The organism is Caloramator sp. ALD01 (assembly GCF_000472625.1).
GTDB classification, from domain to species: Bacteria; Bacillota; Clostridia; order Clostridiales; family Caloramatoraceae; genus Thermobrachium; species Thermobrachium proteoclasticum.
Genome location: NZ_AXAA01000004.1, coordinates 76,729 through 91,700, shown reverse-complemented (window position 1 = coordinate 91,700; position 14,972 = coordinate 76,729). Strand labels below are relative to the sequence as shown.

Below are 14,972 nucleotides of genomic sequence, written 5' to 3'. Positions count from 1 at the left end.
AGTGATTATATGAAGATAATGGTACAAGGTACATCATCATCCTGTGGAAAAAGTTTAACGGCAGCAGCCCTCTGCAGGATATTTTTTAAGGATGGATATAGTGTTTGTCCCTTCAAATCTCAAAATATGTCTCTAAATTCATTTGTAACAATTGAAGGATATGAGATGGGAAGAGCACAAGCACTACAGGCATATGCTGCAAATATTGAGCCTGAGGTATATATGAATCCAATTTTGTTAAAACCTACAACAGACCATAAAAGTCAAGTTATATTTATGGGAAAACCGATTTCAAATATGGGGGCAAAGGAGTATTTTACCTTTAAGCCTAAATTAAAAAACAGGATATATGAAATATATAAAGAAATTGAAAAAAAGTATGACGTGGTTGTTATAGAGGGTGCTGGAAGTCCTGCAGAGATTAATCTTAAGAAGGATGATTTTGTAAATATGGGAATGGCAGAGATGGCAGATAGTAATGTGATTTTAGTTGCCGATATAGATAGAGGAGGAGTATTTGCTCAAATTTATGGTACCTATATGCTCCTTGAGGAGGAGGAAAGAAAAAGAATAAAGGGAGTTATAATAAATAAATTTAGAGGTGATAAATCACTGCTTGAGCCTGGTATAAGGATGTTAGAGGAACTTATTCCAGTAAAGGTTATTGGAGTAGTTCCATATTTTGAATTCAATCTTGATGATGAGGACAGTGCATCGGGATTTAAGAACTTTATAAAAAATGGAATAAATGTAGCAGTTATAAAACTGCCTAAGATATCTAATTTTACTGACTTTGATTGCTTTAAATTTGAGGAGGATGTATCTCTAAAGTTTATTTCAAGACCAGAGGAGATGGCTGACGCGGATTTGGTTATCCTTCCAGGAAGTAAAAATACTATATCTGATTTAAGATGGTTAAAGGAGAAGGGCTTTGATAGTGCAATAAGAAATTTTGAGGGGATTGTATTTGGTATATGTGGTGGATATCAAATGATGGGAAAAGAAATATTTGATAAATATGGTGTTGAGGTTAAAGAGGGTACATATGAAGAGGGAATAGGTATATTTGATACAAAGACTTTATTTTTAGAGGAAAAAAGGCTTGAGAGAGTAGAAGGCACTGCCTTTTTAAATAAAATTTATGGGTATGAAATACATATGGGAATTACCATAGATAATAAAAATCCATTTGTGTTTTTAAAGGATAGAATGGATGGAGATTGCAGGGAAGATAGGTTCTACGGAACTTATGTTCACGGAATATTTGATTCTGGAGAATTTAGAAGTTATATATTAAACAAAATAAGAAGAAAAAAGGGATTAGAGGAAAGAAGGTCGGAGGATTTAACAGATATAAGAAATCGAGAGCTTGACAGGTTGGAAAGGATTTTTAGGGATAACATTGATATAGATTATATTTATAAGCTACTATGATTGATTTAATTTTGGCAGTTTTTATTGATTTTACATTAGGAGACCCTGAAAATTTTCCACATCCTGTTAAGCTAATGGGTAAAATAATATCCCTTGAGGAGAAGATTTTAAGAAGGATTTTTAGAGATAATATGCTTTATTTTGCAGGTTTTTTGATTGTATTTATAAATATTACTCTATCATTTTCAATTCCATTTTATATTCTTAAAATTCTAAGTCCTTATAGGGCAATATATCATATTGTAAATATATATTTGCTTTATACTACAGTTGCAGCAAGGTGTCTTTCTGATGAGGCAAAAAAAGTTTATAGGGCTTTGGAAGAGTCGTTAGATTTAGCAAGAACAAGGTTATCTTATATTGTTGGACGTGATACACAAAATTTAAGCAGAGAGGAAATAGTACGAGCTACCGTAGAAACAGTTTCAGAAAATACATCAGATGGAATAATTGCACCTCTTTTTTATGCAAGCATATTTGGTGCACCTTTAGCTCTATGTTATAAGATGATAAATACTATGGATTCGATGCTTGGATATAAAAATGAAAAATATAGAAAGATAGGATTTTTCCCAGCAAAAACAGATGATGTTGCCAACTTCATACCTGCAAGGTTAACTGGAATATTAATGATTTTAACTCATCCATTTCAAATAAAAAGGTCCTTAAGAATTATGCTTAGGGATAGGAGAAACCATAAAAGTCCAAATTGTGGGTATCCAGAGGCTGCAACTGCAGGAATACTTGGAGTACAGCTTGGTGGCAGTAATTATTATTTTGGTGAGCTTGTTGAAAAACCAACCATAGGCGATAAGTTACGACCTCTTGAGGCAGAAGATATAAATAGAACTATAAAAATTATGTATCTTACAGAAATTTTATATTTAGCTTTTTATATAGTAGTTTGGTGGTGTTTAAAATGAGGCACGGTGGATGTGTATATGAATTTTGTAAAGATAAAGTAATAGACTATTCAAGTAATATAAACCCAATAAGATATAATGCAGACTTAAAGTCTATTAAGGATGCCTATATTTATCCAGATATTGAATATAGGGAATTAAAGGATGCTGTTTCAGAATACTTAGGGTGTAATAGAGACAATGTTGTTGTAGGAAATGGTGCGGTTGAAATTATAGATGCCTTTGTTTCTGCATTTAAAAGGGTGGTTGTGTTTATTCCTTGTTTTAGTGAATATGTAGATAGGGCAAGGATAAGAGGACGTAATGTGGTTAGATTTAATTTAAATGAAAACTTCAATATTGATTTAAATAGGATTTACGATTTAGAAAAGGATGACCTTCTAATACTTGGAAATCCCAACAATCCAACAGGTTATAGGATAGAAGAGGAGGTATTAAAAAAGATATATAAAATTTGTAGAGAAAGGGATGCCTATCTTCTTTTAGATGAGGCCTTCTATGAGTTTTCTTGTGATTACGATAGTATCCAACTTTTTAAGGACAAACAGGGTGTTGCTGTAATTAGGGCAGCAACTAAGTTTTTTTCACTGCCAGGCATTAGATTAGGATATGCCTATGTATCAAGTGAAATAAAGCAAAGGATAGAGGAGTTACTTTTACCTTGGAATGTAAATGTTTTTGCAAATGCCTTTGCATTAAAATTTTTAAGGGATAAGGAATATATAAGATTATCTAAAGAGTTTATTGAAGAAGAAAGAAGATATATGATTTTAGAATTAGAAAAGATTGAAGGGATAGTTGTATATAAAACACAGGCAAATTTTATATTGATAAGGCTTTTGAAACATAATGAAGAGACTATATTTAAAAGGATGTTACAAAAAGGGATACTTATTAGAAAATGCTCATCCTTTGAGGGATTAGATAATAGATATATAAGAATTGCTATAAAGGATAGAGAAAATAATAAAAAATTTTTACAGGCGTTTAGGGAGGCTTTATATGATTAGTGCTGTTGCCTATGGCAGCTTAGGGGAAATTTTGCAGGGAAGGTATAAAGGAATAGATGTTCTTTGTTCTTTTCCAGTAAATCTATTTACAAGAGTTTATTTAACGGAGGATGTAAGAAATACATATGAGTATGTAAAAACCAACTCCTTTATTAAGGAGATTTCAATTAAATGGGAAATAGAGGAAAAATATTTTGCTTTAATAGAGTCCAATATTCCAAAGATGAAGGGATTTGCCAGTAGTACAGCTGACATACTTGCTGCATATATAGCATTATTAAAAAGGTATAAAAGAATATTTAATATAGAAGAGCTTGTTAAGACAGCAATTGAAATAGAACCAACTGACAGCATCATATTTGATAAAGCAACATTATTTGATTATAAAGAAGGAAAATATATAAGAACACTTGGAGATTATTTCAAATTCTATTGTATATGCTTTGAAGGGATAGAGGGTGTAGATACATTAAGTTTTAATAAAAGTGCCAAAGTTCCACTTCAGGAAGTAGATGACCTTGTTGAGTTATTAGATGAGGCTATTAAAAATAAATCGGCTGAAAGGCTTGCTTATGTTTCTACCCAGAGTATCCTGAGAAATCAAAAAAGACTTCCCTATTTGTATTTAAATGATATATTAGATATTTGTAAAAAAGTTGAGGGTTTAGGAATAGTTGGTGCCCATAGTGGTAATATGATTTCTATTATATTTGATGATAAGGAAAAAAGGGATTTTTATATGGAGAGAATTGATTATAAAATGAATTTTTACCCCCTTGAGACATTGAGAAAGGATGAAATCTATGAAGTCAATAATGATATCAGCATTAAGTAGCGGCAGTGGGAAAACACTTTTTACGGCAGGATTAATAAGACTTTTAAGCAAAATGGGGCTTGATGTTCTTCCGGCAAAGTCAGGTCCTGATTATATTGATACGCAGTATTTATCACAAGCGGCAGGATGTATGGCACAAAACATTGACTTTCATCTTCAGGGAAAGTTAGGTGCAAAGGAGTGCCTTTTTATTGAGGATAGGAATTACCTTGTCATTGAGGGAGCTATGGGATATTTTGATGGTATATATAATACATTTGAAAACTCAAGCTTTGACATAAGTAATACCTTAGATATAGATACATTACTTATATATTCTCCAAAGGGAGAAATGTTTTCAATGATTCCAAAGATAAAGGGGGCTGTGGATTTTTCCTGTGGAAGGATAAAGGGAATAGTTTTAAACAGAACAAATAGAAGGATTTATGAGATTATAAAGCCTAAAATTGAGGAATATGTTGGGATAAGGGTTTTAGGTTTTATTGAGGAGGATGAAGATTTTTCAATTAAATCAAGGCATCTTGGGCTTGTGCAGAGCCAAGAGGTGTATAATTCTTCTCTAATAATAGATAAGATGTCGGATAAAATTAAAGAAAATATTGATATGGAATATTTGATGGCCCTATTTAAAGATTTAAATTATTATAGAAGATTAGAGCTTAATAAAAGAGATGTTGATGTATGTATATTAAAGGATGTAGCCTTTTCCTTTTATTATAGAGAAAATATTATGCTTTTAGAAAAGACGTGTAATGTTTGCTATGTATCACCCTTAAGGGACTATTCTATACCAAAGTGTGATTTTTTATATATAGGTGGCGGTTATCCAGAAATCTTTAAACACGAGCTATCCTTCAACACAAGTATGAAGGCTTCGATTAAAAGATATGCAGAGGATGGAGGGTATATTTATGCAGAATGTGGGGGGCTTATGTATTTGACTAAGGAGATAGATGGTGAAGAGATGGTGGGTGTTTTTGATGGTAGGGCTAAAATGACAAACAAACTTCAAAATTTTGGATATGTAGATTTAAAGTTACAGGATGAATTTTTAATTGGAGATTGTAACGACACATTTACAGGACACGAGTTCCATAGGTCAGTAGTAGAAATTGATGATAAAAGGTATGTTGAGGTAGAAAAAACTATGGGTGATGCAAATTGGAGATGTGGATATAGATATAAAAATGTATGTGCAATGTATCCACACATAAGCTTTATGGGAAATATAGAGGCCTTTAATAAAATGTTAGATAAGATAGAAGGGAGAAGAGGAGTATGAAGGCAATTTTACTTATTGGACACGGTAGTAGAGCAAAGGAGGCAAAGGATGTTTTTATAAAGGTTTCAAATGGGCTTCAAGAAAGAGTGAAAAGTAAGGTTTATATAGCCTTTATGGAGAATGCAACTCCGAGTATAGAGGATGCCTTTGTAAGTATTAGGGAGGATGGAGTAAGATATGTAGATGTTTTGCCCTATTTTCTATTTGAAGGAATACATATAAAGGAGGATATTCCTGAGATTTTAAGGGAGATGAAGGAGAAATACGATGTTGAAATCGAATTTAAAAGACCTATCGAGTATCACGAACTAATTATAGATATTCTAATTGACAGATTAAAGGGGGCAGGAATTTGTATATAAAAAATCCATATGAAATAGAAAGAAGGAGTTTTGAAATTATACGTTCTCATATAAAGGGTACATTTAATGAAGGGGAACTAAATGTAGTTATGAGAATGATACATACAACAGGTGATTTTGATTATGAAAATATTGTTGTATTTAAAAATAAGCCTGTTGATTGTGGAATTGAGGTATTTAAAAGAGGAGTAAATATATTTACAGATACTAAAATGGCGTATTCAGGTATAAACAAAAGAAGGTTGAAGGAACTATCCTGTAGTATTGATTGTTTTATAGATGATGAGGAGGTTTTTAGAAGGGCAAAGGAGAAGGATATTACGCGTTCTATGGCTTCAATTGATAAGGCAGTTGATTTAGGATTTGATGTATATGTTATAGGAAATGCTCCAACAGCTCTTTTTAGGCTAATTGAGCATATAAAGAATGGAAACGTATCTCCAAAGCTTGTTATTGGTGTACCAGTTGGATTTGTTGGGGCAAAGGAATCAAAGGAGGAACTTAGAAAATTAGATGTTCCTCAAATTACAACTGTAGGAACAAAAGGTGGAAGCAATGTAGCGGCTTCAATAGTAAATTCAATTTTATATATGGTGGGATAGTATGTTTGAGGTTATTGATGGTAAAAAGCTAAGATGTGGATATACAACGGGTAGCTGTGCACAGGCTGCAACATTAGGATGTATATATCTATTGAAGGGAATTGTATTAAATGAGGTTGAAATTGAAACTAAAGTGGGAATTAAGCTGAAGATAAATTTATATGGACATACCTTAAAGGATGGATGGGCAACCTGTTATGCTTTAAAGGATGCTGGAGATGATTTAGATGTAACAGATGGAATAAAAATATATGTAAAGCTTAGGGAGAGGCAGGATTTTAAGGTTTTAATTGATGGTGGTGTAGGGATTGGAAGGTTTATAGAGGACACACCCTATGGCAAAAGGGGAGAGGCAGCAATAAATAGGGTTCCAAAAGAGATGATAGAGAAGGAGGTTAGAGGACATTTAAGGGGGGCTGATGTTATTGTATATGCTCCAGAGGGGGAGGAGGTTGCCAAGAAGACCTTTAATGGTCGGTTAAAAATAGAAGGAGGCATATCTATTCTGGGAACTACAGGCATAGTAAGGCCTATGTCTAATGATGCACTTTTAAAAACTATTTTTATGGAATTGGAGCTTAAAAGAAAAAAGACTGATGAAGTTGTTATGTGTTTTGGAAATCACGGAGAGGAATTTGCAATAAAAAGAGGCTTAGATGATACGGTTATAATATCAAATTTTGTAGGAGATGCATTGCAATATGCAAAAGTATTAAATTTCAAAAAAGTAACATTGGTAGGTCATTTTGGTAAACTATGCAAAGTGAGCATAGGGGCCTTTAATACCCACAGTCATATATCAGATTTAAGGATGGAGTCCTTTGTTTATTTTCTTGCGAAAAATCACATATCTTATGAAGTGATAGATAGGGTGGATAAAATGGCAACAGCAGAGGAGGCTGTGTGCTTTTTAGTGGATAATGGGTATAACTTTGTTATTTTGGATATGCTTAAGGGAGCTATAAATAAGATAAAGCAGCTTGTTAAAAATGATATGGAGATAAGAATAATAATGTATACATTTAGAGGTGATGTATTTGATAGTTGTGGGGATAGGACCTGGTAATTTAAAATACGCAAGTCTTGAGGCAATTGAAAAAATTAAAAATTCAAATAAGGTTTTGGCCTTTAAGAGAGTTGCAAAGGATATAGAAGAGATTTGTAATCCAATAATTATAAATGAATTAGAAGAATTAATAAAGCATAAAGATGCCTGTTTTGTGGCATCGGGAGACCCTTGCCTTTATGGTGTTTTAGATTATCTTATAAAAAATAATATAGAGATAGAGGAGGTTGTTCCTTCGATTTCTTCTATTCAGTATATGTTTTCTAAAATAAAAAGAAGCTGGTCAAATGCTAATATTATAAGTCTTCACGGTAGAGACTTTAAAGATATAGGTTCAGGTATTTATGCAATATTTACTGATAGGATAAATACACCAAATTTCATATCAAAAAGGCTATCTGATATGAATAAAAGAGGACGTATGTTTGTTGGGTATAACCTATCCTATTCTAATGAAAGGATATTAGAGGGCAACATAGGAGACTGTTTTGAAGAATTAAGTGATTTAAGTGTGGTGATTTGTTATGTGGATTAAGGATGAGGATTTTATACGTTTAAAGGTTCCTATGACAAAGTTTGAAACAAGAATTATATCCTTAGCACTTCTTGACATTAAGGAGGGAGATGTTCTTTTAGATATTGGAGCTGGTACAGGTAGTATTTCAGTACAGGCAAGTAAATTAGGTGCAAAGGTTATAGCAGTTGAAAAGGATAAGGATGCAATAGAGGTGTTTAAAAGTAACATTGAGAAGTTTAATGTTGATATTCAGGTAATAAATAAAAGGGCAGAGGATGTAATTTTAAATTTAGACTTTGATAAATGTTTTATAGGCGGTACAGATGGTAATATTAATTTTATTTTAGAACTTATAGATAAAAAACTTAAAAAGGGTGGAATTATAGTAGCAAACTTTGTAACCAATAAATATATACAAATGGTAGAAAAACTAAAGGATTATGAAGTTGAAATAAGATTACTAAACATATCAAAATACGATGGAGTTTTATATAGAGCCAATAACCCTATTTTTATTGTAAAGGCGGTGAAAAATTGAAGTTAATTGGAGTGGGAGTAGGCCCAGGAGATATTGAGCTTTTTACTTTAAAGGCAATAAATGCAATTGAAGAAGCAGCATATATATTTATACCCGAGAGTAGAGGGAAATCAATAGCCTATGATATAGCAAGGCCTTTATTGGAGGATAAGTATAACATTATATTCTTAGATATACCTATGGGATGCGGTAGGGATTTGTATAAAACCTATGCAGAAAGGATTTTTCGTACATCTGAGGGCAAAACATCCGTATTTTTAACCCTCGGAGACCCAAGTATTTATAGTACATTTATTTATATAGCAGATGAAATAAAAAATCTTGGTGGTGATGTTTCGACAATTCCAGGAATTCCATCCTTTATTGCAGCTGCAGCATTGATAGGAGAACCGCTTCTTAGAAAGGGAGATAAAATGATTGTTTGTGATTCTATTGATGAAATAGACTTGAAGGGGTTAGATGCCGTAGTTGTATTAAAAACATTAGACAAGGAAAAAATATTAAATTTATTAGAAGAAGAGGGATTTAAATATTTTTATATTAAAAGGTGTACTCAGAAGGATGAGATAGTTTTAACTGATAGAGAAGATATACTTAAGGATAATGATTATCTTTCAATGATTATAGCAAAAAGGAGCTGATTTTATGGTGTATTTTATAGGTGCAGGCCCAGGAGATGTGGATTTAATTACAGTTAAGGGAAGAAGACTTTTAAAGGAGGCGGATGTTGTTATATATGCAGGCTCTTTAGTCTCAACAGAACATCTAAACTTTTGTAAGGAGGGGGTTGAGGTTTACGACAGTTCATCTATGAATTTAGATGAAATAACACAGATTATAGGTAATGCATACAGACAAGGGAAAAGAGTAGTTAGGCTTCATACAGGAGACCCTACATTATATGGTGCAATACTTGAGCAGATGAGGGAGCTTGATAAATTAAATATACCTTATGAAGTAGTTCCGGGAGTCTCTTCCTTTACTGCAAGCTGTGCAAGGGTTAAGAGGGAATTTACAGTTCCAGAGGTTACGCAAACGGTTATTTTAACACGTATATCAGGAAGAACTCCTGTTCCAGAAGAGGAGGACTTAGAAGTTTTAGCAGCCCATAAATCTTCAATGGCAATATTTTTGTCTGTACACGAAATAGATAGGGTTGTTGAAAAATTAAAAAGAGGCTATCAGGATGAAAATGTACCCTGTGCTGTTGTTTATAAAGCAACGTGGCAGGATGAAGAGGTTATTGTAGGAACATTAAAGGATATTGCAGATAAGGTTAAGGATAAAAATATACGAAGGACTGCTCAAATTTTAGTAGGATATTTCTTAAATGATAATGGTACATATAGTAGGTTGTATGATAAAAATTTTAGTCACGAATTTAGGGATGCTCTATGATTAGTATTATATATTTTACAAGCTATGGGGAGGAAATTGCTTATAAATTAAAGCAGCATTTTAAAGATGCCTGTATATTTAACAAAAACACCTATAAAGGAAATTTAGAAAATATATTCAATAATTCAAGGGTTATCATATTTATATCCTCAGCAGGAATAGCAGTAAGAATAGTATCTAAATTTTTAAAATCCAAGTATCAAGACCCAGCAGTGCTTGTTATTGATGATGCTGCAAATTTTGTAATAAGCCTTATCTCAGGACATATTGGTGGTGCCAATGAACTTTGTAGGGAGGTTTCACATTTTTTGAGTGCAACACCTGTTATTACAACCTCAACAGATATACATAACATATATGCAGTTGATTTGTTTGCTAAGAAAAACAATATGATAATTGAAAATATAGATAATCTAAAGCTTATTTCCACTGCAATGATTGAAAAAAAGGAAATTGATTTAATTAAGGATATAGATGTTGATTATGATTATAGATATAAGAGTAAAAATTCCAATATAGCTCTTTACATAACTTATAAGCGGGTTGAAGAAGATAGACCGCATTTGATTTTAAGACCTAAAGTTTTAAACGTTGGAATAGGATTAAGAAGAGGTGTGGATTTCAATACCCTATATAACAGCCTATTGACTACCTTCTTTTTAAATAATTTAAGTATAAATTCAATAAAGGCAGTTGCAAGCTATGAACTTAAAAGGGATGAGGAGGCACTTTGGAGGCTTAAGGAAAGGCTAAATGTACCTCTTATTTTCTTTAAAAAGGAGGAAATAGATATGGTTGATTGCGATAGAGATGAATTTGTGTTTAAAAGCGTAGGGGTTATGGCTGTTTCAGAACCCTGTGCAAAACTTCTTGGGGGTAGACTTATAGTTAAAAAATTTAAGAAGGATGGAGTTACAATTTCTATTTGTTTGGAGGAATAATATGGGAAAGATTTATGTAGTATCAATTTCATCCGGGAATATTTTAGATATGTCAAATAGAGCAGTAAAGGCAATAAGGGACTCAGATGTAGTTGTTGGTTATACAGGCTATGTAAGCCTTATTGAAGAGTTATTAAAGGATAAGGAAGTTTACTCAAATTCAATGAAGGGTGAGATAGAGAGGTGTAGGTATGCAATAAAAAGGGCAAGGGAAGGTAAAAAAGTATCAATTATAAGTTCAGGAGATGCTGGACTTTATGGAATGGCAGGCCCAATCTTCGAGATGGCAGAGGATTTGGAGGTTGAATATATACCAGGAATTACAGCAGCCTTTTTGGCAGCTTCACAGCTTGGAGCACCTGTAATGCACGATATGTGTACTATAAGTTTAAGCGACCTTTTAACTCCCTTTGAAGTAATAGAAAGAAGGATTAAATCAGCAGCAGAAGCAGACTTTGTAATTACACTATATAATCCTAAAAGTCTTGGAAGAATAAATCACCTGCAATATGCCATAAATATCATAAGACTCTATAGAAGGGATGATACTCCTGTTGGAATTGTAAAAAATGCATTAAGAAAAAATCAAAAGGTTATCATAACAACAATTAAAGAAATAGATTATGATTTGGTTGATATGTCAACTGTACTTATAATTGGAAACAGCCAGACCTATATAAAGGATGGTTATATGATAACACCAAGGGGGTACAAATATTGATATGGGTAATTGGAGGAACCTATGAAACAAGAATTTTATTAGATAAATTAAAGGAAGATTATATATTGACTGTAGCAACAATAGATGGAAAAAGGGAATATGAAGAATATAATCCTATTGTTTTAAAGTTAGATTTTAATGATATGCTTAAATTTATTGATAAATATAACATTCATACTGTTGTTGATATATCCCATCCCTATGCAGTAAATGTAAGCAAAAATGCGAGGGAGGCCTGTAAACTCAAAAATGTCCTATATTTAAGATATGAAAGAGAAAGGGTGGATTTAACCGATTGTATAGTTTTTAAGGATTACAGTGAATGTAATGATTATATAAAGACAAAAAAAGGAAATTTCCTATTTACGATTGGCTCAAGAAATATTCATATATTTGAAGGGGAAAGAGGAGACAGAAGGTATATATATAGGATTTTACCCTCAGTTGAGAGTATAAATGAATGCTTAAATAATAATATTGATATAGATAGAATAATTGCACTTAAGGGACCATTTTCGGTTGAGTTTAATATGGCTATTTTAAAGGAATACAAAATAGACTATATAGTTATGAAAAATAGTGGTGTTTTTGGTGGAACAGTTGAAAAAATTAAAGCTGCTAAAAACTTAGGTGTAGTTCCACTTGTAATTGATAGGGAAGAAAATAAGGGACTTAATATAGATGAAATATTAAATATATTAAATTCGGGGGCGATTCTATGATTTATATGATAGGAGTTTCTAAGGATGTTCCCCTTAATATAAGGCAGAAACTATCCTTTACAAAGAGCAGATTAATGGATGCTCTTTTAAGTATAAAGTTATATGTTGAAGGATGCGTTATTCTTTCAACCTGTAATAGAACAGAAATTTATGTTGAGGGCGACAATAAGGTAGATGAAATAATAGATATATTAGGATTTAGAGATTTTAAGGATACTTTTTTTTATAAAGAGGAAAGGGAGTGTATAGAGCATCTTTTAAATGTTGCCTGTGGGTTCTATTCAAATATATTAGGAGAAGAGCAGATTTTAGGTCAAGTAAGAGATGCTCTTATAGTATCTGAGGAATTGAAGGTGATAAGTGGAACTTTGAAAAGACTTTTTGATGTTGCGATATCCTGTGGAAAGGAGTTTAGATTTAAAAGTAGCCTGTATAAATACCCAGTATCATCCTCTTCAATTGTGATAGATTATTGTAGAAAAAATGGAGTTAAGAGATATATGCTTATAGGATATGGTGATGTAAATAGGTTAACTGCAAAATATATATTGTCAAATGAATTTGATATTCTTTATATTGCAGTTAGGGATGTAGAGAAGGTTAATATAGAAGACAAAAGGGTTGTAGCCATTAATTTTAAGGATAAGGCACAATACATAAGAGATGTTGAAGGGATAATTTGTGCAACCTCAGCACCACATACTGTTTTAAGAAGGGATGAATTAAAGGATTTTAGAGGATATATTTTTGATTTAGCAGTACCAAGGGATGTTGAGGATGTAAAGGATTTAGTAGATGTTGTCTATTTTGATATAGATACAGTTACATCAATTAATGATAGAAATGTTGAGATGAGAAGAAGGATTATGGAAGAAAATAGGTATATAATTCAAAAATACAGGGATGAGTTTATCAACTATATAAAGATTAGAGGTTTATCGGATGTCATAAGAAAACTTCAAAAAAGTTCAGATAATGTTTATAAAAAGAGGCTTAAGAGGTATATAAATAAATACCCTGATAGTGATTTTAAAACATTAGAGATTTTATTTAAAAGTACCTCCGATGCCTATGTTAACAGGGCAATAGAAGTGTTAAAACAAGAATTGATAGAGGGAAGAGGAGAGGAATGTTTAAGGATAGTAGAGAAGATATTTATGATATAAATGTTGGTTTTTTAGGTATTTTCCCAAGAAATATAAGGGTGCTTATAATAGGAGGAGGAAGTGTTGGTTTTTTAAAGGCTAAGGGGCTAATAAAACAGGGTATTAATAACATTGATGTAATATCAAGGGAATTTATAGATGATTTTTATAAAATTAAAGTTAATTTAATTTGTGAAGAGGTAAGCATAGATATATTAAATAAATATCATTTTATAGTTGTTGCAGTAGAGGAATATAAGGATATAAAGGCTATGCTTGATAATCTAAATAAGCTTTATGTTATATGTGCAGATAGCAGGGAAGGAAATTGCTTTGTACCTGTTGTTATTAAAAGTAGGGGTTTTTCTTTAGGTATAACATCTAATGGAAGTCCTAAGGGTACCTGCTTTTTAAGGGATAAGATATTAGACTCTGTTTTAAGATATGACGAGTTTTTATACGAAACAAGAAGAATAAGAGAAGAAGTAAAAATGCTTGATGAAAAGGATAAAATAATAAATTTTATATATACTGATGATTTTTACTTTTTTTATCTAAAGGGTAAGCATAATTTAGTTTTAGAACTTTTTTTTGGAGGTTTTTATGATAAGGGTAGCAACAAGAAAAAGCACGCTTGCACAGGTTCAGGCAGATAAAATCATTGAATTGATTAAAGAAAAATTGAATGTAGAGGCTAAAAAGGTTTTATATACAACAAAGGGAGATAGGATACTTGATAAAACATTAGATAAAGTTGGTGGAAAGGGACTATTTGTAAAGGATATAGAAGTTGCACTTTTAAAGGGTGAGGCAGATTGTGCAGTGCATAGTATGAAGGATGTTCCCTTTGATTTAAATGATGAATTTGAAATAGTTGCAACTCCTGTAAGGGAGGATGCAAGGGATGCCTTTGTTTCAATAAGTGGACAAAGTTTCTTTGAACTTAGGAAGGGTGCAAGAGTTGGTACAAGTAGCAGAAGGAGAGCTATGCAGCTATTGAGTTTAAGAAGTGATTTAGAAATTGTACCTATAAGAGGAAATGTTGAAACAAGAATTAGAAAAATTGAAGAGGAGGAGCTTGATGGGATAGTTCTTGCGGCTGCTGGACTTAAGAGGCTAAATCTTGAGGCGATAATAACCGACTATTTTGATGTTGAAAATTTTATCCCAGCCTCAAATCAAGGGATATTAGGGGTTGAAGTTTTAAAAAAGAGTTTATATAAAGAACATTTAAAGAAAATAGATGATGAAGAAGTACATTTTTGCTGTATGGTAGAAAAGTATGTAATGAAACTTTTAAATGGAGGATGTCATAGTGCCTCCTGTGCCTATGCAAAGTTAGATAGAGATAGAATTTATATTATTGCTGCAAATGAGGTTTCGGGAGTTTTAAAGAAAGGAAGCATAGAGGGAAATAAAGAGGACTACATTAATTTGTGTAAAAAATTAGTTGAGAGGATTGTTTAGGAGGATAAG

At 32.2% G+C, this 14,972-nt stretch carries 18 protein-coding genes; all 18 read left to right on the top strand.

Annotation, left to right across the window (positions count from 1 at the left end):
* Positions 1-9: 9 nt before the first annotated feature.
* Genes A3M9_RS0103270 through hemC form a run of 18 tightly spaced genes read left to right on the top strand, consistent with a single transcriptional unit; the run spans position 10 to position 14,963 of the window.
* The gene (locus tag A3M9_RS0103270) at positions 10-1,434 is read left to right on the top strand and encodes a cobyric acid synthase (RefSeq protein WP_027307937.1); all 1,425 of its coding nucleotides are present in this window, start codon (positions 10-12) and stop codon (positions 1,432-1,434) included.
* Positions 1,431-2,357, top strand: coding sequence for an adenosylcobinamide-phosphate synthase CbiB (cbiB, locus tag A3M9_RS0103265; RefSeq protein ID WP_027307936.1), 927 nt, complete (start codon positions 1,431-1,433; stop codon positions 2,355-2,357). Before A3M9_RS0103270 ends, cbiB begins: the two co-directional genes overlap by 4 nt.
* Positions 2,354-3,367 carry a histidinol-phosphate transaminase gene (locus A3M9_RS0103260; RefSeq protein WP_027307935.1) on the top strand — a complete coding sequence of 338 codons (1,014 nt, stop codon included), beginning with the start codon at positions 2,354-2,356 and terminating at the stop codon, positions 3,365-3,367. Before cbiB ends, A3M9_RS0103260 begins: the two co-directional genes overlap by 4 nt.
* Positions 3,360-4,202, top strand: a complete 843-nt coding sequence (locus A3M9_RS0103255; RefSeq protein ID WP_027307934.1) for a hypothetical protein — start codon at positions 3,360-3,362, stop codon at positions 4,200-4,202. The genes A3M9_RS0103260 and A3M9_RS0103255 overlap by 8 nt, the downstream gene beginning before the upstream one ends.
* Entirely contained in the window at positions 4,171-5,484 is a 1,314-nt protein-coding gene (locus A3M9_RS0103250) for a cobyrinate a,c-diamide synthase (RefSeq protein WP_027307933.1), read from the top strand. The genes A3M9_RS0103255 and A3M9_RS0103250 overlap by 32 nt, the downstream gene beginning before the upstream one ends.
* The gene (locus A3M9_RS0103245; protein WP_027307932.1) at positions 5,481-5,846 is read left to right on the top strand and encodes a sirohydrochlorin chelatase; all 366 of its coding nucleotides are present in this window, start codon (positions 5,481-5,483) and stop codon (positions 5,844-5,846) included. The genes A3M9_RS0103250 and A3M9_RS0103245 overlap by 4 nt, the downstream gene beginning before the upstream one ends.
* Entirely contained in the window at positions 5,837-6,448 is a 612-nt protein-coding gene (locus A3M9_RS0103240; protein WP_027307931.1) for a precorrin-8X methylmutase, read from the top strand. The genes A3M9_RS0103245 and A3M9_RS0103240 overlap by 10 nt, the downstream gene beginning before the upstream one ends.
* Position 6,449: 1 nt before the next feature.
* Positions 6,450-7,514 carry a cobalt-precorrin-5B (C(1))-methyltransferase CbiD gene (gene cbiD, locus A3M9_RS0103235; RefSeq protein ID WP_027307930.1) on the top strand — a complete coding sequence of 355 codons (1,065 nt, stop codon included), beginning with the start codon at positions 6,450-6,452 and terminating at the stop codon, positions 7,512-7,514.
* Entirely contained in the window at positions 7,495-8,049 is a 555-nt protein-coding gene (gene cbiE / locus A3M9_RS0103230) for a precorrin-6y C5,15-methyltransferase (decarboxylating) subunit CbiE (protein ID WP_242826176.1), read from the top strand. Before cbiD ends, cbiE begins: the two co-directional genes overlap by 20 nt.
* A complete protein-coding gene (cbiT, locus tag A3M9_RS0103225) occupies positions 8,039-8,569 on the top strand; it encodes a precorrin-6Y C5,15-methyltransferase (decarboxylating) subunit CbiT (RefSeq protein ID WP_027307928.1) in 531 nt (176 codons plus the stop codon). The genes cbiE and cbiT overlap by 11 nt, the downstream gene beginning before the upstream one ends.
* Positions 8,566-9,210, top strand: a complete 645-nt coding sequence (locus A3M9_RS0103220) for a precorrin-2 C(20)-methyltransferase (protein ID WP_027307927.1) — start codon at positions 8,566-8,568, stop codon at positions 9,208-9,210. The genes cbiT and A3M9_RS0103220 overlap by 4 nt, the downstream gene beginning before the upstream one ends.
* A gap of 4 nt (positions 9,211-9,214) precedes the next feature.
* Positions 9,215-9,967 (top strand): precorrin-4 C(11)-methyltransferase, encoded by a 753-nt coding sequence (gene cobM / locus A3M9_RS0103215; RefSeq protein WP_027307926.1) that lies wholly within the window; start codon positions 9,215-9,217, stop codon positions 9,965-9,967.
* A complete protein-coding gene (locus A3M9_RS13065; RefSeq protein WP_051350570.1) occupies positions 9,964-10,908 on the top strand; it encodes a cobalt-precorrin 5A hydrolase in 945 nt (314 codons plus the stop codon). Before cobM ends, A3M9_RS13065 begins: the two co-directional genes overlap by 4 nt.
* Position 10,909: 1 nt before the next feature.
* Positions 10,910-11,629 carry a precorrin-3B C(17)-methyltransferase gene (gene cobJ, locus A3M9_RS0103205; RefSeq protein WP_027307925.1) on the top strand — a complete coding sequence of 240 codons (720 nt, stop codon included), beginning with the start codon at positions 10,910-10,912 and terminating at the stop codon, positions 11,627-11,629.
* Positions 11,626-12,351, top strand: coding sequence for a precorrin-6A reductase (gene cobK, locus A3M9_RS0103200; RefSeq protein ID WP_027307924.1), 726 nt, complete (start codon positions 11,626-11,628; stop codon positions 12,349-12,351). Before cobJ ends, cobK begins: the two co-directional genes overlap by 4 nt.
* Complete coding sequence (hemA, locus tag A3M9_RS0103195) at positions 12,348-13,517, top strand: glutamyl-tRNA reductase (RefSeq protein WP_027307923.1); 1,170 nt, start codon at positions 12,348-12,350, stop codon at positions 13,515-13,517. The genes cobK and hemA overlap by 4 nt, the downstream gene beginning before the upstream one ends.
* Entirely contained in the window at positions 13,481-14,152 is a 672-nt protein-coding gene (locus tag A3M9_RS0103190) for an NAD(P)-dependent oxidoreductase (protein WP_027307922.1), read from the top strand. The genes hemA and A3M9_RS0103190 overlap by 37 nt, the downstream gene beginning before the upstream one ends.
* Positions 14,100-14,963, top strand: a complete 864-nt coding sequence (hemC, locus tag A3M9_RS0103185; protein ID WP_027307921.1) for a hydroxymethylbilane synthase — start codon at positions 14,100-14,102, stop codon at positions 14,961-14,963. Before A3M9_RS0103190 ends, hemC begins: the two co-directional genes overlap by 53 nt.
* Positions 14,964-14,972 lie beyond the last annotated feature (9 nt).

Bases quoted from the DNA above. Each gene is read 5' to 3' on its own strand.
- A3M9_RS0103270 (WP_027307937.1), top strand. From the start codon at position 10: ATGAAGATAATGGTACAAGGTACATCATCATCCTGTGGAAAAAGTTTA.
- cbiB (WP_027307936.1), top strand. From the start codon at position 1,431: ATGATTGATTTAATTTTGGCAGTTTTTATTGATTTTACATTAGGAGAC.
- A3M9_RS0103260 (WP_027307935.1), top strand. From the start codon at position 2,354: ATGAGGCACGGTGGATGTGTATATGAATTTTGTAAAGATAAAGTAATA.
- A3M9_RS0103255 (WP_027307934.1), top strand. From the start codon at position 3,360: ATGATTAGTGCTGTTGCCTATGGCAGCTTAGGGGAAATTTTGCAGGGA.
- A3M9_RS0103250 (WP_027307933.1), top strand. From the start codon at position 4,171: ATGAAGTCAATAATGATATCAGCATTAAGTAGCGGCAGTGGGAAAACA.
- A3M9_RS0103245 (WP_027307932.1), top strand. From the start codon at position 5,481: ATGAAGGCAATTTTACTTATTGGACACGGTAGTAGAGCAAAGGAGGCA.
- cbiD (WP_027307930.1), top strand. From the start codon at position 6,450: ATGTTTGAGGTTATTGATGGTAAAAAGCTAAGATGTGGATATACAACG.
- cbiT (WP_027307928.1), top strand. From the start codon at position 8,039: ATGTGGATTAAGGATGAGGATTTTATACGTTTAAAGGTTCCTATGACA.
- cobM (WP_027307926.1), top strand. From the start codon at position 9,215: ATGGTGTATTTTATAGGTGCAGGCCCAGGAGATGTGGATTTAATTACA.
- A3M9_RS13065 (WP_051350570.1), top strand. From the start codon at position 9,964: ATGATTAGTATTATATATTTTACAAGCTATGGGGAGGAAATTGCTTAT.
- cobJ (WP_027307925.1), top strand. From the start codon at position 10,910: ATGGGAAAGATTTATGTAGTATCAATTTCATCCGGGAATATTTTAGAT.
- hemA (WP_027307923.1), top strand. From the start codon at position 12,348: ATGATTTATATGATAGGAGTTTCTAAGGATGTTCCCCTTAATATAAGG.
- A3M9_RS0103190 (WP_027307922.1), top strand. From the start codon at position 13,481: ATGTTTAAGGATAGTAGAGAAGATATTTATGATATAAATGTTGGTTTT.
- hemC (WP_027307921.1), top strand. From the start codon at position 14,100: ATGATAAGGGTAGCAACAAGAAAAAGCACGCTTGCACAGGTTCAGGCA.